Annotated in this window: 16 protein-coding genes and 1 other RNA gene; 8 read left to right on the top strand and 9 right to left on the bottom strand. The window is 65.3% G+C overall.

Annotated features, from left to right (window positions below; genetic code table 11):
- The first annotated feature begins 580 nt into the window (after positions 1–580).
- On the top strand, positions 581–1,030 hold the full coding sequence (locus XdyCFBP7245_RS15665; protein WP_104616480.1) for a DUF4442 domain-containing protein: 450 nt from the start codon (positions 581–583) through the stop codon (positions 1,028–1,030).
- Positions 1,031–1,202: 172 nt separating this feature from the next.
- Entirely contained in the window at positions 1,203–2,174 is a 972-nt protein-coding gene (locus tag XdyCFBP7245_RS15660) for a peptidylprolyl isomerase (RefSeq protein ID WP_104616518.1), read from the top strand.
- 45 nt (positions 2,175–2,219) lie between these two features.
- Here the strand turns inward: XdyCFBP7245_RS15660 and XdyCFBP7245_RS15655 are convergent, their stop codons facing one another.
- On the bottom strand, positions 2,220–3,107 hold the full coding sequence (locus XdyCFBP7245_RS15655) for a DMT family transporter (protein WP_104616479.1): 888 nt from the start codon (positions 3,105–3,107) through the stop codon (positions 2,220–2,222).
- A gap of 170 nt (positions 3,108–3,277) precedes the next feature.
- Between XdyCFBP7245_RS15655 and XdyCFBP7245_RS15650 the strand changes: the two genes are divergently transcribed.
- The 4 genes from XdyCFBP7245_RS15650 (at position 3,278) to XdyCFBP7245_RS15635 (ending at position 6,581) form a co-directional block, all read left to right on the top strand.
- The gene (locus XdyCFBP7245_RS15650; protein ID WP_104616478.1) at positions 3,278–4,213 is read left to right on the top strand and encodes a LysR substrate-binding domain-containing protein; all 936 of its coding nucleotides are present in this window, start codon (positions 3,278–3,280) and stop codon (positions 4,211–4,213) included.
- 214 nt (positions 4,214–4,427) lie between these two features.
- Positions 4,428–4,742, top strand: coding sequence for a metalloregulator ArsR/SmtB family transcription factor (locus XdyCFBP7245_RS15645; protein ID WP_104616477.1), 315 nt, complete (start codon positions 4,428–4,430; stop codon positions 4,740–4,742).
- Positions 4,743–4,766: 24 nt separating this feature from the next.
- A complete protein-coding gene (locus tag XdyCFBP7245_RS15640; RefSeq protein WP_425479760.1) occupies positions 4,767–6,206 on the top strand; it encodes a DUF2867 domain-containing protein in 1,440 nt (479 codons plus the stop codon).
- 81 nt (positions 6,207–6,287) lie between these two features.
- Positions 6,288–6,581, top strand: coding sequence for a hypothetical protein (locus XdyCFBP7245_RS15635; protein ID WP_104616475.1), 294 nt, complete (start codon positions 6,288–6,290; stop codon positions 6,579–6,581).
- 305 nt (positions 6,582–6,886) lie between these two features.
- Here XdyCFBP7245_RS15635 and XdyCFBP7245_RS15630 read toward each other — a convergent pair whose 3' ends face one another.
- The gene (locus XdyCFBP7245_RS15630; protein WP_104616474.1) at positions 6,887–7,690 is read right to left on the bottom strand and encodes a DUF4349 domain-containing protein; all 804 of its coding nucleotides are present in this window, start codon (positions 7,688–7,690) and stop codon (positions 6,887–6,889) included.
- Positions 7,687–8,043 (bottom strand): GFA family protein, encoded by a 357-nt coding sequence (locus tag XdyCFBP7245_RS15625; protein ID WP_104616473.1) that lies wholly within the window; start codon positions 8,041–8,043, stop codon positions 7,687–7,689. Before XdyCFBP7245_RS15625 ends, XdyCFBP7245_RS15630 begins: the two co-directional genes overlap by 4 nt.
- Before the next feature lie 233 nt (positions 8,044–8,276).
- On the opposite strand from XdyCFBP7245_RS15625, the gene XdyCFBP7245_RS15620 reads away from it, so the two are divergent.
- Positions 8,277–10,085 (top strand): DUF885 domain-containing protein, encoded by a 1,809-nt coding sequence (locus tag XdyCFBP7245_RS15620; protein WP_104616472.1) that lies wholly within the window; start codon positions 8,277–8,279, stop codon positions 10,083–10,085.
- A gap of 265 nt (positions 10,086–10,350) precedes the next feature.
- On the opposite strand, the gene XdyCFBP7245_RS15615 is transcribed toward XdyCFBP7245_RS15620, so the two are convergent.
- The 6 genes from XdyCFBP7245_RS15615 to rraA form a co-directional block, all read right to left on the bottom strand.
- A complete protein-coding gene (locus XdyCFBP7245_RS15615) occupies positions 10,351–12,183 on the bottom strand; it encodes an ABC transporter ATP-binding protein (RefSeq protein ID WP_104616471.1) in 1,833 nt (610 codons plus the stop codon).
- A 174-nt stretch (positions 12,184–12,357) separates the two neighbouring features.
- Positions 12,358–12,433, bottom strand: a non-coding RNA gene (locus XdyCFBP7245_RS15610) — sX9 sRNA.
- 75 nt (positions 12,434–12,508) lie between these two features.
- Positions 12,509–13,105 carry a plasmid pRiA4b ORF-3 family protein gene (locus tag XdyCFBP7245_RS15605; RefSeq protein WP_055849901.1) on the bottom strand — a complete coding sequence of 199 codons (597 nt, stop codon included), beginning with the start codon at positions 13,103–13,105 and terminating at the stop codon, positions 12,509–12,511.
- 288 nt (positions 13,106–13,393) lie between these two features.
- Complete coding sequence (locus tag XdyCFBP7245_RS15600) at positions 13,394–14,659, bottom strand: cation:proton antiporter (protein ID WP_104616470.1); 1,266 nt, start codon at positions 14,657–14,659, stop codon at positions 13,394–13,396.
- Positions 14,660–14,869: 210 nt separating this feature from the next.
- Positions 14,870–16,465: a serine hydrolase gene (locus XdyCFBP7245_RS15595; RefSeq protein WP_104616469.1), complete on the bottom strand. Its 1,596-nt coding sequence runs from the start codon at positions 16,463–16,465 to the stop codon at positions 14,870–14,872.
- Positions 16,466–16,488: 23 nt separating this feature from the next.
- On the bottom strand, positions 16,489–16,983 hold the full coding sequence (gene rraA, locus XdyCFBP7245_RS15590) for a ribonuclease E activity regulator RraA (protein WP_104616517.1): 495 nt from the start codon (positions 16,981–16,983) through the stop codon (positions 16,489–16,491).
- Between the two features lie 268 nt (positions 16,984–17,251).
- On the opposite strand from rraA, the gene XdyCFBP7245_RS15585 reads away from it, so the two are divergent.
- Entirely contained in the window at positions 17,252–18,085 is an 834-nt protein-coding gene (locus XdyCFBP7245_RS15585) for a DUF72 domain-containing protein (protein WP_104616468.1), read from the top strand.
- The last annotated feature ends 175 nt before the right edge of the window (positions 18,086–18,260 follow it).

Raw genomic sequence — 18,260 nt, 5'->3', positions numbered from 1 at the left:
TGCCTCTCCAAACGGGGCACCGGCACACTGCCGACATCCTGAAGACCGACCCGACGAAGACGGCCGACCCCATGAACGCGTAGGAGCGGACCTGGCCGCGATGATGCATTCCCAGTCGCGATGAAGCGTCATGCGATAACGGTGACGCACCGTCGCGGCCAGGTCCGCTCCTACAAGTCCTGGCGCCCTGCCGCTTCACGCGTAAGGCAGCCCTGCACTAGAGCGTGAAAGCCGGTCCCCGCCAGATGGCGCAGACGGCACCCGGCGCAGCGTCGACGACTTCAAGCCACCCCGCTCCCTGACCCGTAGGAGCGGACCTGGCCGCGATGAGGCATTCCTCGTCGCGATGAATCGTTGCTCCGATAACGGGGACACACCGTGGCGGCCATGTCCGCTCCTACGAGAGCATGCGGGTGGTCGAGCCTTCTGCGCGAGGCGGCGCGGCTTGGGCGGCCGGAGATGACGCGGCGCCTGGACAGACTCACGTGACGGGCAACGTCGCTTCCATGGACGGCCATCGCCAACCATACGCATGCGAATGTTATGCTGCAGGCCCGACCCGCCATGGAACCCGGCCCGCATGCGCGCTTCACTGTTCAAGCTCGGCATCAACCTGTGGCCGCCATATCTGTTTTCAGGCATCCACGTCACCGTCTTGTCGGCCGACTATCGCTTTGCGCGTGTGGAACTGCGGCAACGCCCGTGGAATCGCAATTACGTGGGCACCCATTTCGGCGGCAGCCTGTTCGCAATGACCGACCCGTTCTGGATGCTGCTGGTGATGCAGAACCTGGGGCGCGACTACTACGTGTGGGACAAGGCCGGCAGCATCGACTTCGTCAAACCCGGGCGCGGCACGGTGAGCGCGGACTTTGTGATCGACAACGCCATGCTCGCCGAACTGCGCGACGCCACCGCCGGCGGAGAGAAGCATCTGCGCTGGTTCGAAAACGCGATACACAACCGCGATGGCGACGTCGTTGCGCGCGTGCGCAAGCAGCTCTACGTCAAGCGCAAACCGGCGCGGTGATTGCAACCCTGTCGACCGGCTGCAAGGCAGGCAATAACGACAGCCGTATGCCAATCGATCATGACGCGTCCGCTCGATGCGGGCACGCCATGTCTGCGCCAGGTGCAGCGCAATGGCACGCAGTCATCATTGCCACGACGCCGGCGTAGCGCGTCGGCGTCGTGGCGTGCACATCGCCGCTTTGCGTCCTTGCGCGCATTGGTCAAGAATCAAGCACCTCTCCTTGCTGGTTGCCTTCATGCTGCTGCGCACTGTTGTTTCTGCCTGCCTGCTCGCCCTGGTATTGCCCGCTACCGCCCACGCGGCCTACCGCAGCCCGCAACAGATCCTGGACAGCTCGCCGGCCAATGCGTGGCGCGTGCTCGACCCCGATCGCACGCTATACCTGGAACTGGACACCGGCCGGGTGATCATCGAGCTTGCACCGCAATTTGCACCCGAGCACGTGGGCAATATCCGCACGCTGGCCCACGAGCGCTTCTGGGACGGGCTGAGCATCTATCGCTCGCAGGATAATTTCGTGGTGCAGTTCGGCGACCCCGATGGCGAGACGCCGGGCAAGGCCAAATCATCGGGCTCGGCCAAGACCCATCTGCCTGCAGAGTTCGAACGCGCTGCGCAAGGCCTGGATTTTCAGCGCTTGCCCGACAGCGATGGCTGGGCGCCGCAGGTCGGCTTTGTCGACGGCTTCCCGGCGGGCCGCGACAGCGCCACCGGCAAGGCCTGGCTGGCGCATTGCTACGGCACGCTTGGTGCTGGCCGCAACAACGACGAAGACAGCAGCATCGGCGCAGAGTTGTATGTGGTCACCGGGCAATCGCCACGACAGCTGGACCGCAACATCACCGTGGTCGGCCGCGTGGTCAAGGGCATGGAATTGTTGAGCGTGATCCCGCGCGGCCCGGACCCGATGGGCTTCTACGAAGACACAACGCAACGCTCGCCGATCCGTGCGATCCGCTTGGCCAGCGATGTGCCGGTAGCCGAGCGCACGCCGCTGCAACTGCTGCGTACCGACAGCCAGAGCTTCCGCGATGTGGCCGAAGCACGCCGCAATCGCAAGGACGACTTCTACAAGCGCCCGGCCGGGCATATCGATCTGTGCAACGTGCCGCTGCCGGTGCGGACACCGCCGGCGGGCTGAATCGGGAATCGCGAATCGCGAATCGCAAAAGCGGGGCGCGCGTGCTTAGCGCGCGCGCTGGCTGAAGGCGACGCTGCCCAGAATCAGCACCGCGGCCAGCAACATGGTCCAGGTCAGCGGTTCGCCCAGCAGCGACCACGCCAGCAGCGCGCCGAATACCGGCACCAGGTAGGTCACGGTGGATGCGCGCGCCGGGCCGATGCGCTGGATCAACCGGTAATACATCAAGAATGCCAACCCGGTGCAGACCACGCCCAACGCGGTCGCGCAGGCCCAGGCCACTGCCGGCACCGGCGTGGTCGGCCATTGCAGCCAGGCCAACGGTGCCAGCAGCAATGCACTGCACCCCAGCGTGGACGCCGCCGATGCAGCCGGTGGCAGGTCGCCCATGTGGCGCTTCACCAGGTTGTAGCCGATGCCGTACAGCAGCGAAGCAGTGGCGCCGGCCAATGCCGCCGGGCCCACGCTCAACCCGGCCGATTTGCCGGTCGCCAGCACCAGCACGCCGATGAATCCCACCAGCAAAGCCAGCGCGCGCCGCGTACCGATGCGCTCGCCAAAGAACAAGAACGCGATCAACGCAGTGAACAACACCGTCATCGCATTGCAGATCGCACCGACGGCGGCCGGTGCATGTTGCGCGCCCCAGGCAAACAGCAAGAACGGCAACGCGGAGTTCAACACGCCGATCGCCGCCAGCATCGGCCAACGGCGCAAGGGGAAGCGGTCGCGCGCCAACCACAGAAACGGCAGCAGGACCGCCGCGCCCAGCGCCAGGCGAATTTCCACCAACGCCACCGTGCCGAACTTGGGCGCCGCCACACGCATGAACAGGAACGAGCACCCCCATACGATGCCGAGAAAACCCAGCTCGAGCGGGGTCCGCCATTCGCGCGTTGCAACAACTGACTGCGTCGACGAATGCGCGCTCATGGCTGCGCTCCTGCGGCATGCCGTGCGGCGCTGAAACAGCAGAAGACAAGCTCGGGCAGACAGCTGGGCATGGCACGATCATCGCGACGGGACGACGCAGCATCGGCTGCTACCGCAGGCCCGACAAGCGCGTAGTATCGCGGTCAGCCACAAATCTGAGTCATGTCTCGATGAATCTGCGCCCGACCCTGCTGCCCGCATTGGGCGTGTTCGCCGCCGCCGCGCGCCATCAAAATTTCGCGCATGCGGCCGAAGAACTGCATCTCACCGCCAGCGCGGTCAGCCACCATGTGCGCAAACTCGAAGCGCTGCTCGGGGTCACCCTGTTCCAGCGGCTGCCGCGCGGGGTCAAGCTCACCGCCGAAGGCCGTCAGCTGGCCGATGCCGCCACCGCCGCGCTGGCCGAGATCGCCGCGGTGGCCGGCAACCTGCATCCGCGCGAAGACGCCATCCCGCTGCGTGTCACCACGCTGCGCTCGCTGTCGTATTGCTGGCTATTGCCGCGCCTGCCGCGCTTTTGTCGCGCCCATCCGCACATCCGCCTGGACCTGCAATCGGACCCGGCGTTCTCGCGTTTCGAAGAAGGCGGCCCGGAACTGGGCATCCGTTATGGGCAAGGCGCATGGCCGGGGCTGACCTCGCACCATTTGATGGACGATGCGCTGTTCCCGGTGGCCTCGCCCTCGTTGCCGGAAGTGGCGGCACTGCGCACACCGGCGCAGATTGCCCAGTTGCCGCTGCTGAGCGACATGTCGCCGCAAGGCTGGCGCGACTGGTTTCGTGCCGCCCAGGTGCGCGGCACCACGCTGCCGCCGATGCATACCTTCAACGACAGCACCGATGCGATGCGCGCAGCGGTGTACGGCCTGGGCGCGGTGCTGGCACGCAAGCACATCGCCCAGCCCTACCTGCAACGCTACGAACTGGTGCGGCTGCCAGGCCCTACCCTCAAAGCCCGCTACGCGTACTACATCGTGCACCCCAGCCACCGCGAGCCCAGCCCGGCGGCGGCGTTGTTCATCGACTGGCTCAAACGCGAAGCGCTGGACGAACGCACCCCGATGCCCGCGTTGCCGGCAGAGCTGGTGGCACTGCCCGCTGCGTGAGACGGCTGGTTGAAGCACTGCGTTCCGGCCGCGATCTGCACCGCAACGCTGGCACAGGCCTTGCGCTAGACGTAAGCAGCGCCCCATGGCCAATCGCACCAAACGCTCGCGACAGTCGCCGGCCGCAGCCAGCCAGCGCTGCCCCGAAAAAGCGCTTGACATCGGCCGCCATAAAATCAATTAATTAGCTAATTCGTTAATTGTCTAAACCCTTATGTCCATCGACCGCATCTTCGAAGCCCTCGCCTCCCAGCCCCGCCGCAAGATGCTGGCGTGCCTGGCAGACCAGGAACTCACCGCCGGGCAGATCGGGCAGTTGTTCGAAATGAGCGCGCCGGCCATCTCGCGGCATCTATCGGTACTGGAAACCGCCGGACTGGTGTCCAGCGAGCGTCGCGGCCAGTTCGTGGTCTACCGGCTGACCCCCGACAACCTGGTCAACACGCTCAGCAGTTTTGCCTTCGAAGTCTGCCCGGCCTCGGCACCGATGAAACGCAAGGCGCGCGCCTTGACCAAGAAAACCTCCTGACCCTCCTCCGGCCGCAAAGGACTCATGCCGATGTTCAGCACACGCCAGCACCGCACTGCCGACGCACACGCAGGTTTCCCGTCCGTCCGTCTGGAGTCCTACAGCGGCGGTCTGCCGGTGGAGGTCACGCTGATCGCGCAACTGGGCGTGGGCGCAGGCAATCCGTTGATCGAGCAGTCCTGCCGCCGCCAGCGCGCGCATCCCAGCTTTCACGATGCGCTGGACGAACCCTCGGCACGCCTGGCCGGCACCGACTTTGCGCGCGGCGAATCGACCGCGCTGTTCTCGTTTGCGGTGGGTGCCAACGGCCACCCATTCCATCGCCACGCCGGGCACCGCATGTTCACCGCCATCACCGGCAGCGGTGGCGCGCAACTGCGCTTTTGCACCGCCTCGATGGAGCAGATCGAACAAGATCCGCAGCACTTTCTGGCGGCGTTGCGGCACATCGATCTGCCGGCCGATTGCCTCTTTACCGTGCGCTTTGGCGGCGGCACCTGGCATCAGTTCGCACCGCTGAAAGCGCAGGCCGCACACCCGGCGTTTTTCGCACTGTCCTGCCACAGCGATGAGGCCGGCGGTGAGTTGAGCGATGCGGTACGCGCACGGGTGCTGGCCGGCACCGCCGATATCGCAACGCTCACCGAAACGCTGCCCGAGTCAGTGATTGCGCTGCTGGCCTCGGCCCAGGCGCGTGCGCTGCAGATTCCTACCGTGGGCCTGTCGCTGGCCGCATCGCCGGGCAGCAGCCGGTTTACCTGGTGCGGCAGGCTGCGCTCCTTCAGCGGCAGGCTGCGCCAGGCAGTGAGCCGGCTGCGGCGGCCGGTGGGGTTTGTTGCGCTGGCACCGCAGCGGGCGCAGGTCAGCGTGCATGCCGCCCCCAAGCCCGGCTCGTTGCTGACCCGGCACCTGCCCCGCTTCGATCATCAGGACAGCGTGCGGCTGCGCCTGCAGCCGCATCAGTTGCGTCAGCACGGTGCGCACACCTTGATGACGTTGCTGCTGGAAGGGTTCACCGAGCGCGCGCCGCGGGGCGTGACCTGGCTGATGCGGCTGCGCAATGCGCTGGTGGCGCCGCTGCAGTTGCGGACCTCGCCGCTGGGCTGCCCGGTGTCGTCGTTGCTGTCGGAACAGCGCGACTGTCTGTTCGCGGGCCGGTTCCCGGTGCTTGCGCAAGACACCGCGCCGCTGGATCGACGCGTGCAGGTCTTGCTGGGCGCCGACGACCGTCACCTGGTCTTCCGCAGCAGCGTGGGCGTGGACGTGCTGGACGATGGCAGCGTGGAGCTGAGCCTGGAGACGCGGGTGGCCTGCCGGAATACGTTTGGCCGCGTGTACATGGCCTTGGTGGACGGCGTGCATCATCGCTACATCGCGCCGGCACTGCTGCGCACTGCCGCGCAGGCGTTGCTGGTGCCGGTGCTGGATACCGCCCCGGCACAGGCAACAGCCAAGCGCGCGTGAGCAGCCGGCGCACGCAGCCATCACCCGATCTTGCCTGATGGCTGCCTAGGCTTTGGGTCCCCAATCCAAGGAAGCTCTCCCATGCCGACTCTTCGCATGCGTATCACCGGCACCGACGACGACGCACGTGCCATCGCCAACCTGCTGCAGAGCATCGAGGGCATTGAGCACGTCGAAGAAGTGGACGACCTGATGCCGCATCTGGACGACGACGATTCCAGCTCGGCCGGCCTGTCCGACGACGAAGGTCCGGGCAGCCACGAGTTCGAAGTGGAAGCCGGCAACGAGGCCACCGCGCAGAAGGTGCGCGAAGCGGTGCAGGAACTGGCCTTGCAGCTGGACGTGTTTGTCGAATACGAGTTCGACGAAGGTTGAGCTTGCGCAGGGCGCGACTGCAGACATCGGTGGATGTCTGCAGTCGGCCTGCCCTTTATTCCGACGAAACCTGCAGCGCGCTGGCGTCTTGCTTGAGCAAGCGTTGCTCGTACCGGAGGCGTACAGCACGCTGGAAACGACACTGGTCGAACATCGCTGTTACACGCGGCCATGCCGATGCGCATGGCAGATTGCATGCGCTTTGCACCTGCATCCTGCACTCCTCACACAGCGCTGCTTCCAATGACAGGCGACGCGCCCATCACGCGCAGCTGATGCAGCAGCACCGACCAGCCGCGCGCCGATCAAGACATCCGGCGCCGCCGCGCGCGCCAGCGCCACGCCTGCAACAGCAGCCAGCCGGCAATCGCCGCCACCAGGGCCACTGGCAGCAATGCCGCGACCGCACGGATCACGAACGCCACGCTGGACGAAAACACCTGCCCGAACTCGGCAGCTGCCTGCGCGATCTCGCTTCTGCCCTGCTCCCCGCCGGTACTGCGGAAGTTGAGCGTCAGTAACTGGGTGCGGATACGGCGTTGCTGCTGCGCGGATTCCTGCTGCGTTTGTTGCGCTTCGGCCTCAATCTCGGCCAGGCGCTTGGACAGTGCAAGCAGATCGGTCACCGCCAGATCGCGACGCTGCTGCAACTCCAGCAGACGCGCGTGTTCTTTTTGAAGGCGCGCCTGCGCCAGGCCGGTATCGGCAATCTGCTGGGCCAGATCCTCGGCGCGCGTGCTGCGTGCCGCCACCTCGCCATGTTGGCCGGCCAGTTGCACCAGTGGCTCGATGCCATCAGGCACCGTGCGCACGCGAACGCTGCCGCTGGGCTCGCGCCCACCCTCCTGTTCCACCGCCAACAGCGCGCAGGTGCCGAACTGTGCGCTCTGGCAGGCAGCACGGACGGCCGCGATGCGCTCGCCGATCTGATCGGCCGGCAACTCGATCCGCACATCGTGTTCGTAGGCCAGCGCATTGCCTTGTACGGCGGGGGGCGCCGGCGCCGGGGCACCGCCGTCTGCGGCCATCTCCCCCGGCGGCCGCGCACATCCGCACAGCGCCCAGCCGACCAGCAGCGCGATGCCGGGCCAGCGCATACCGCGCCTCATCGGCTGGCTCCATCGACCTGTTGCACGTTCAAGGTGGTCAGATCCAGCGCGGGCAGGCAGCGCACGTTGACCGCCACGCTGGCTTCGCCGGTCTTGGGGTTGGCCCCCTCGCTGAAGGGCGCAATCCCGCACTGCGGGCAATGATGATGCTCGATATGGTGGCGATTGAAGCGGTAGGTGCCGACCGCCTCCGGGGCCGCCTGCAGGCGCAGCTGGGTGCGCGTGCCGAACCAGAGCAGACCACCACGGCGACGGCAAAGCGAGCAATTGCAGTCGTAGACCTCGGTGATCGGCGTATCGGTCTCCAGTTCGAAGGCGATGCGTCCGCAATGACAGCTACCGGCATACAACATGGTGTTCCTCCTTGGAATGCGCCACTTCACTGTGGCGTGCAACAGGCAGACGGTGGCGACACGGCGGCGGGCCAGGCAGCAGCCAGGGCCCGCCCGAGACCGGCCGATTCAGCATCACGGCCGCAGCCGCTTGGCGCGCGACGCACCGATTCGATCGCCACTCTAAACCAATGGTGGATGCGGACAACCGCACAGTTGCCTATGCTGGCGGATTGACTCCACCAGGACCCACCATGCGTCAACGCCTGCTTGTCCTCGCCCTGATCGCCGGCCTGAGCGCCTGCCAGCAGCAGCCCGAATCGCCGAGCGCCGGCACCACCCCGCCCGTCGGCACGCACGACGCGCAGACCCCGGATGCGCACTTTGCCGCGCTCTCCAAGCAGGCCCTGGACACCTGGATGCAGCTGTCGCCGGTCACCGCCACCCAGACCGGCGATCACCGTTTCGATACGCAGATCGACGATCTCAGCACCGCCGGGCGCCAGCGCAGCCTGGAGGCAGGCAAGAAGCTGCTGACCGAGCTGGAGGCGATCGACATCGCCAAGCTGTCGCGCGAGAACCAGGTCGATGCAGCGATCTTGCGTAACCAGTTGCAATCGGAAATATGGAATACCGAGGTCCTGCAGAGCTGGGCCTGGGACCCGCAGGTCTACAACGGCCTGGCCGGCAGCGCGTTGTACGGCCTGATGGCGCGCGAGTTCGCACCGCTGCCCGAGCGCCTGGCGTCGGCCACGCAGCGCATGGAAAAAATCCCGAGCATTTTCGCCCAGGCGCGCGAGAACCTGGACCCGGCGCGCGTGCCCAAGATCCACGCCGAGACGGTGGCCAAGCAGAACAAGGGCATCTTGAGCATTGTCGATACCTTCATCGCGCCCAACATCGGCCAGCTCGGCCCGATCGAAGCGGCGCGCGCGCAGGCGGCCATCGACAACCTGCGCAAGGCGGTGACCGAGCAGCAGACCTGGCTGGATACCGTGCTGGTGCCCAATGCCAACGGCGACTTCCGTGTCGGTGCGGAAAAGTACGATCAGAAACTGAAATTCGCGCTGCTGTCGTCGCTGTCGCGCGCCGACATCAAACAGCGTGCGGAGTCCGAGCTCAAACGCGTGCGTAGCGAGATGTACGGCATTGCGCGCACCGTGTTCAAGGACAGACCGGGAGCACCGAAGCTGCCCGCCTCGCCGACCGACGATCAGCAACAGGCTGCGATCGAAGCTGCGCTGGAACTGGCGTATGCCGACAAGCCCGCGCGCGACAAGGTGGTGGACGAAGCCAAGGCAGCGCTGACGCAGTCCACCAACTTCGTGCGTCAGAAGGATTTGATGACGCTGCCGGATTCGCCGGTGGACATCATCCTGATGCCGGAATTCCAGCGTGGCGTGGCGGTGGCGTATTGCGATTCGCCCGGCCCGCTCGACAAGAATCTCAAGACCTTCTACGCGGTGTCGCCGATTCCCGACGACTGGAACGACAAGCAGGTCGATTCGTTCCTGCGCGAATACAACACCCGCATGATCCATCTGCTCAGCATCCATGAGGGCACGCCGGGCCATTACCTGGAAGGCTGGCACTCGGCCAAGTTCCCCTCCACGCTGCGCGCGGTGCTGCGCTCGGGCATGTTCGCCGAAGGCTGGGCGGTGTACACCGAGCGCATGATGCAGGAACAGGGCTACCTGGATAACGACCCGCTGTTCCACCTGGTGCAGCTCAAGTTCTACCTGCGCACCATTGCCAACGCCATCCTCGACCAGGGCGTGCATGTGGACGGCTGGGACCGGGATAAGGCGATGCACCTGATGACCCACGACACCTTCCAGCAGGAAAGCGAAGCCTCGGGCAAGTGGGTGCGTGCGCAGCTGTCGTCGGCGCAACTGCCGACCTACTTCGTCGGCGTGCAGGAACATCTGGATACGCGCAAGGCGATGCAGGACAAGCTGGGCAAGGACTTCAACCTGAAGGCCTACCACGACAAGATGCTGTCCTACGGCGCCCCGCCGGTGCGCTTTGCACGCGAGCTGATGCTGGATCAGCCGATTAAGTAAGCACTTCGTTCTCCCCTCGGGAGAGGGGCTTGCTCCAACAGACGGATGAAGCGCTGACTACCTCCCTTCTCCCGCATGCGGGAGAAGGTGCCCGCAGGGGCGGATGAGGGCACGAGCGAAGCTCGATGTAGTCAACCTGGCAGAAGACTTCACTCCCCTCACCCCAACCCCTCTCCCGCACGCGGGAGAGGGGCTAGATCTCGATGTTACGACTCCCGCTTGCGACCTCCCTTCTCTCGCACCGTGTACTGGAGCATCGTTCCCCTCACTCATCCGCCGCAACAAACCCGCCGGTCTGCCGCGCCCAAAGGCGTGCATACAGCCCACCCTGTGCGATCAGCTGCGCATGCGTGCCGGTTTCGACGATGCGGCCGGCGTCCATCACCACCAAGCGGTCCATGCGCGCAATGGTGGACAGCCGGTGCGCGATGGCAATGACGGTCTTGTTGCCCATCAATGCGTCGAGACTGTCCTGGATCGCCGCTTCCACTTCCGAATCCAGCGCCGAGGTGGCTTCGTCCAGAATCAGGATCGGCGCATCTTTCAACAGCACGCGCGCAATGGCGATGCGCTGGCGCTGACCGCCGGAGAGTTTGACGCCGCGCTCGCCCACATGCGCATCGAAGCCGTGGCGGCCTTCGCCATCGACCAGGGCATCGATAAAGCTCTCCGCGCGTGCCTTGCGCACGGCTTCGAGAATCTGCGCGTCGCTGGCCTGCGGCCGGCCGTACAGCAGGTTGTCGCGGATCGAACGATGCAGCAGCGAGGTGTCCTGCGTCACCAGACCGATCTGCCCGCGCAGGCTTTCCTGCGTGACCTGCGCGATGTCCTGCCCGTCGATCAAAATACGCCCCTGCTCCAGGTCGTACAGCCGCAGCAGCACGTTGACCAGCGTCGATTTGCCCGCACCGGAAGGGCCTACCAGGCCGATCTTTTCGCCCGCGCGTACCTGCAGATCCAATCCGGCGATCACCCCGCCGCGCTTGCCGTAGTGGAAATGGACCTGGTCGAACTGCACCTGGCCCTGAGTGACCCGCAGCGGTACCGCATCCGGCGCGTCCTGCACGGTCAGCGGTTGGGCGATGGTCTGCATGCCGTCCTGCACGCTGCCGATGTCTTCGAAGATGCCGTTGACCGTCCACATGATCCAGCCGGACATGTTGTGGATGCGGATCACCAGACCGGTCGCCAGCGTGATCGCGCCGACGCTGATCTGCCCACGGTTCCACAGCCACAGCGACAATGCGCAGGTGCCCACGATCAGGAACCCGTTGGCCACCGCGATGGCCGTATCCATGGCGGTGGTCACCCGTGTCTGCCCGCGGTGCTTGACCGCCAGCTCATCGAGCGCGTCGTGCACATAGGCTTCTTCGCGGCCTGCATGGGCGAATAACTTGAGCGTGGAAATATTGGTATAGCCATCGACGATGCGCCCGGTGGCCTTGGAACGCGCGTCCGATGCCACCCAGGCACGCGCCTTCATGCGCGGCACGAAGAACGCCATCAACGCGACATACACCACCAGCCAGATCAGCAGCGGTGCCATCAGCCACGGGTCGGCCTGCGCAAACAACCACAAGGCACTGCCGGTATAGACCACGATGTACCAGAGCGCATCGACCATCTGCACCGCCGATTCGCGCAACGAGGTGCCCGTCTGCATCACGCGGTTGGCGATGCGGCCGGCAAAGTCGTTGTTGAAAAAGCCCAGGCTCTGGCGCACCACGTAGTTGTGCATCAACCAGCGCGAGCGGTTGCTCAGGCCCGGCACGATCGCCTGATTGACCAGCAGATTGTGCAGGCCGGTGAACAAGGGCCGCGCCACCAGCGTGATCGCTGCCATCCATAGCAACTCGCCCGCATGACGACGGAAGAAGTCCGGTCCCGGTCGCTCGGCCAGCATGTCCACGATGCGAGCGAGGAAGTCGAACATCGCCACTTCCACCAGCGCCAGCAGCAGCCCTGCGACCAGCGTGGCCAACAGAATCGGCCACAACGGCCGCAGATAATGCAGATAAAACCGCCATACGCTGCGTGGCGGCATCTCCCGCTCTATGGGCGGGAAGATATCGATCAGGGACTCGAACCAGCGGAACATTGCATGTACTTCGCGAATACCGGGCGGTCAGGCTAGCCGATTGGGCGTCAAACCGCAGTGCGTTGATGCGGCGAGTTCCGCGTGGGAGGTCGCGCTGCGGGTGCCCAGTGCTGCTGTGGATGCCGCGGCGCCGGCACTGCATGGCGCAGCCGTCTCAGCACCTTCGTTTAGAGCGGCTAACAAATCTAGCTAGCAATCGTCAGGTGGGTGCGGGCAGCGCGCTCAGAATCGGAGTGGACGCGTGGTCCATGCCGCACCGAGCGCCGAGCGCCGAGCACCAGCCGCGCCCGCCTGACAGCGAGCTCAGTCGGTTTGTTCGCTGCTCTTAGTCGCGAACACGCGCAAGCAGCCGGTTGATCTCGACCAGATCGAAGTGACCCGGATCGAAACGCCCACCGAGCGTGGCCAGTTCCTGCACATGCTGCGGGTGATCCGGGTTGGCGATGATCTGCAGAAATTCCTGATAGTCATCGATCCCGCCGCGGCTTTCCGGCGGGCAGGCATTAGCACCATCGATGCAGCGTGCCACGCGCAGCCCGGCATCCGGCGGCAAGACGGCCTGCACCTGCACGGTGTGCTGCCAGCCGGCGCCGGCCCCATAGAAATAGCCAAATGCATCGAGCTCGCCCAGCGCGCTTTCCAGCGTGACCCGCGCGGCATGCTTGAGTCGCGCGCGATCCGGCACATCCAGCCCGGACTCGCCATAGCGCCCGCCACCAACGTCGAATTCGTACGGATGCACACCGCTCCAGCCCATGACCGGCTGCAGCACGCGATGCAAGGTCGCCAGCCGCACTGCACCGGACACCAGCACGCTGCGCCACACCAGCGGTGCACTGCCCGCCAATGCGATCTGCAACTGATAGATCGGCACAGGAACCTGCACCGCCTGCTGGGCGGCCTTCTTTTTTGCCTTGGTCATGACGACTCGATGACTGATATCTGACGCCAGTATGGCGGCGGTGGCATGCTCGCCTCAATGCGCCTGCACTGCGGCTGCGCCAGCAACCAAGCCGACATCGCTCCATCCTGGTCAAGCAGGTGCGTTCATTCGGAGCACGCAGCGCACGGCGCGGTGCGCTCGCGCGCACTGTGCAGCAGCCAATGCGCAGCCTTCAAACGTCAGGATTGCCCGCACGGCCAAGCAACCGACAAGCGCTACATCTCACCAGCAGCGCAGCTGCCTCGCCAGCGCAGCAGCTGCCGGCGCTCAGCGCTGTTGCAGGCTCGGCACCGCGTCGGTCACGCTGGCGTGGCGACGCATGATCCAGTTGAACAGCGGCGTGGCCATCAGCGTGGACAGGATCGCCATCAGCACCAGCACCGAGAACAGGCCCTGCTCGATCACCCCGGCCTGTAAACCGATATTGATGATGATCAGCTCCATCAGGCCGCGTGCATTCATCAGCGAGCCGATCGCCATCGCGTCGCGGTTATTTTCGCCGGTGGCGCGCGCCGCAGCCCAGCAGGCCACGCCCTTGCCGATGAACGATGCGGCCAGGATGGCGACGCCGGCCAGCATGATCTGCGGCTGCAGCAACACGCTGAGCTGGGTTTTCAGGCCCGAATAGGTGAAGAACAACGGCAGCAGCAACACCACCACAAACGGCTGCATCATCTCGCGCAGCTTCTCAGTCAATGCGCCCCTGGGCAGGCACACGCCCAGCAGGAAGCCACCGAACACGGCATGGATACCGATCGCATCCATCGCCCAGGCGCTGAGGCAGAACAGCATCAGCACGATCGCCAGCATGCTGTTGCTGAGCGGCTGATCCGGCACTACGTGATCGGCCAGGCGACGCAGCAGATGCCGGCCGACAAACAGCATGAACAGCGCATAGGCGACGCCGCCGCCGATGGCCAGGTACGCACTGCCCCAGCTGCCGCCGAAGCTGGCCAGCACCACCGCCAGAATGCACCACGCCGCCGCATCGTCGAACGCACCGGCGGTCAACGCCAACGTGCCCAACGGGCTATTGGTCAGGCCGCGCTCGTGGATGATGCGCGCCAGCATCGGGAATGCGGTGATCGCAATGGCTGCGCCCAGGAACAGCGAGGCTTCCATGAGCTTGGCCTTTTCCGAGAACAGGCCTTCCACATTGAGCAGCCACGGGCACATCGCAAATGCCAGCGCAAACGGTACTGCGATACCGGCCAGCGACACGCTCATCGCGCTGCGATAGCGCGCACGGAAGTGATCGCCGCGAAAGTCGGTACCGACCAGAAACATGTACAGGCCAACGCCAAACTGCGCGAACACGTACAGCACGTCCATGGTCTGCTTGGGGAACAACGCTGCCTGCGCACCCGGTGCCAGCAGGCCGAATAACGACGGCCCCAGCATCACGCCGGCGATCATCTCGCCCACCACCTGCGGCTGCCCGATACGCTTGGCCAGCATGCCGACCAACCGACAGACCAGCAGGATCGCTGCAGCCTGCAGAAAAAAATACACCGACATCTGCGCAGTGGTCATGCGTATGGGGACATCCCTGAGAAGTGCGCGGATCATAGCGAGCCGCGCTGGTGGGCGGTAGCGCTGAGGCTGCCGAGCGCGGCTGTTGCAGCATCGGCAGGCACTTCAGCGGTGCTGGATGGACACGGCCACCCTCATTGATTGCCGGCTCATTGATTGCCGGGTGGCCCGCAGCACAGCGGATGCGCTGGCGCCGCCCTCAGACACGCGTCACCGCGATGCAGGCGATGCCGCCGACACCGGGGTCAGCACCAGATCCTGAAAATCGAAACTGAAATCGGTCAACGGCGAGATCGCTTCCATGCGCATCTCGCGCACCGCACCGTCCGCAGTCAGCGAAAAGTTGACGAAGGCATCGGCGTTCAAGGAACGGTCGTCCCAGCGCACGATGAAGCTGTCGTGCTGCCAGTGCTCCAGCGTGCCGATCAACTGCGCCGTCTTGGCGAACTGCAGCCGCAGCCGCTTACCGTCCTGGCGGATCACCACATCGCCGTACCACGGGTCGCGATAGGTGGCCGCATAACCGCGCAGCGGCAACGACGGCGTCGAGCGTGCGGTGCGTGCATCCTGATGCTTCTTCCAGCTGGTGTCGGCATCCATGTCCGCCTTGGCCACGGCCTTGGCGTACGCATCGGTCCAGTCGGTGGGCGGCACCTGCAAGAACGCATCCAGCACCTGCAGCGTCACCGCGTTGAACGCCGCACCCACTTCCTGATTGGTCAGCACCACCACACCCAGTTGCTGGTCGGGCACCAGGGTCAGCCGCGACACCATGCCGGGCCAGCCGCCGGTGTGCCAGACCAGCCGATGGCCGCGATAGTCGCTCAGGCTCCAGCCTTCGCCATAGCCGGCGAAATTGGGCCGCATGCCAGCCAGGTCGGGCACCGATGGCTCGGCAATGGCAATGGGTGTGATCATCGACCACATCTCCTGTTGCCGCTTGGCACTGAACAACGGCGTGCCGTCCGGCAACACCCCACCAGCCAGCTGTACCTGCATCCACAACGCCATGTCGTGCGCACTGGAATAGATGCCGCCGGCACCGGAATTGTTCGACCAGGTCAGCGGTGCCACCGTGCGCAGCTCGGTGAAGTCGTACTTGGCATGCCCCACCGCCGCGTTGTCGCCAGGCTGCAGATGGTCGGCGTTGAAGCGCGTGCCACGCATGCCCACCGCAGCGAAGATCCGCTGCTGCAAGAACGCGGCATAGGACTGCCCGGAGACCTGCTCGATCACCTTCTGCGCGACGGCGTACAAGATATTGTCGTACGCGTAACGGTCACGAAACCCGCCTTTCAACGGCACCTTGGCCAGGCGCTGCACGACTTCGTCGGTGCTGTAGCTGGTGGTCGGCCAGAACAACAGATCCCCAGCTCCCAGGCTCAGCCCGCTGCGGTGGGCAAGCAGGTCGCGCACGCGCATCTCGCCGCTGACATAAGGGTCGGACATCCGAAACCACGGCACGTGGTCGATGACCTTGTCGTCGAGCGACAGCTTGCCCTCGTCGGCCAGGATCGACAGCGACGCGGCAGTAAACGCCTTGGTATTGGAGGCGATCGCAAACAATGTGTCTGCCTGCACCGGCTCGGGTTTGCCGATCTCGCGCACGCCATAGCCGCGCTCCAGCACCACCTGACCATCCTTGACGATGGCCACCGCAATGCCGGGCACATCGAACTGCTTGCGCACGCGTTCCATCTGCGCATCGAACTGCTGCAAGCCGGCCGGTAGCTCGGCCGCGTGCGTCGTTGTCACCAGGGTTGCCAGCATCAGCACGCCTCCCGTCAGCCATCGGTTCAAGGTCACTGTCACGCTCTACTTGTTGTCGATCAGATTGCGCCGCCTGCACCGTCCAGCGGCAGCGGTGTCACCAGCACGCCGTTGGTGTCGGCGTACAACCAATGACCGGGCACGAACGGAACGCCGGCAAAGTTCACCGGCACATCCACATCGCCCAGATCGCGCCGCTCGGTGCGCCGCGGGCAGGCGGCCAGTGCCAGCACGCCCAGCGGCAGCGTGGCCAGGATCTCGACATCGCGTACGCAGCCGTGGATGAGCACGCCGGCCCAACCATGAGCCACCGCCTGCGCCGCGATCTGGTCGCCCAGCAGCGCATGTTTCAGCGAGCCCTGGCCGTCCACCACCAGCACCCGCCCCTCGCCCGGCGTGGCGGCCAGCTCGCGCACGCGCGAGTTGTCTTCGAAACAGCGCACTGTCGCAATCGACCCGCAGAACACGCTGCGCCCGCCAAAGTGGCGTAACAACGGCTCGGCAACGGTCACCTCGGGAAAACGGTCACACAGATCGGGCGTGGTCCAGGTCATCGGTGCGGTCTCGAGCGGCTGAACCGGCATGGTAGCCGGCTGCGGCGGGGTCCGGGTGTCGGTCGATGTCGTCTTGGCGCTGACAGCTGGGCGGCCCGTCGCCTGCCGGCATCGGTGCAGAGACCGAGCCGACATCGCCAGCAGGCGGCTTCGCTGTCACGTCCCATCCAATCCCGATACGCGACGCTATAGCCTCGTGACCGCCGCCGGGCGCCCGGCCCAACGCGGCACCCAATCGTGCCCACCTTAGCGAGCGAGTATTCCTGCGATGACTGATCTGTTCGCTTCCACGCCGCCCGCCCTGGACGGCATCCATGTCGGTATCGGCAGCTGGGTGTATGCGCCGTGGCGCGCAGGCATGTTCTATCCCGAGGGTCTGGTGCAGCGGCGCGAGCTGGAATACGCCAGCCGCCAGGTCACCGCCATCGAAATCAACGGCACCTATTACGGCGCGCAAAAACCGGCAACCTATGCGAAATGGCGCGATGACGTGCCGCCTGGCTTCGTGTTTTCTGCCAAGGCGCCGCGACGCATTACCCAATCCCGCACACTGGCGGGCACCAAAGCGCAAGTGGACGACTTCGTCGGCGGCATTGTCGAGCTCGGCGATACCCTGGGGCCGCTGGTGTGGCAATTCGAGCAAGGGCATCGGCTGCAGGCCGACGACCTGGAAGCCTTTTTGACGTTGCTGCCCAAACACGTAGGCAAGCGCAGCCTGCGGCATGTGCTCGAAGTTCGCGACCACGCGGCGGTGGATGCGTCGCTGCTCGCGCTGGTGCGCCGCCACGGCGTGACCACCGTCTTCACCGATTCGGACGAACATCCCTCCTTTGCCGATCTGTCCACCGACTTCGTTTACGCGCGTCTGATGCGTAGCCAGGCGCGTCTGCATGCCGGTTATCCGGCGCCGGCATTGAAACAGTGGGCCGAGCGCATCCACGCCTGGCGACGCGGCGACGACCCTGCCGATCTGCCGCATGTCGACGCCACCTCACCGGTGGTCCGCACGCCGCGCGAGGTGTTCGTGTTTTTCATCAGTGCGGCGAAGGAGCGCAATCCGGCGGCGGCGATGGCCTTGTTGAAAGAGCTGTCTGCTGGATGACGTGTTGCTGGCAGCGGCGTCCGCTGGCCAGCTGGCTGGAGTAGACCGTACCCCAACCCCTCTCCCGCAGGAGAGGGGCTTAGGGAACCTCTGAACAAAGCACGGCAGGTGCGCGACACTACTCGCCTCGTGTTGAGGAATCATCCATGCAACTGACGTTCGGCGACGCTGAGGG

Origin of the sequence: Xanthomonas dyei (genome assembly GCF_002939865.1) — a bacterium.
In the GTDB taxonomy this organism is placed as follows: domain Bacteria; phylum Pseudomonadota; class Gammaproteobacteria; order Xanthomonadales; family Xanthomonadaceae; genus Xanthomonas; species Xanthomonas dyei.
Note: the sequence above shows the minus strand (reverse complement) of the source record. Positions and strands in the feature narration are given on the sequence as shown.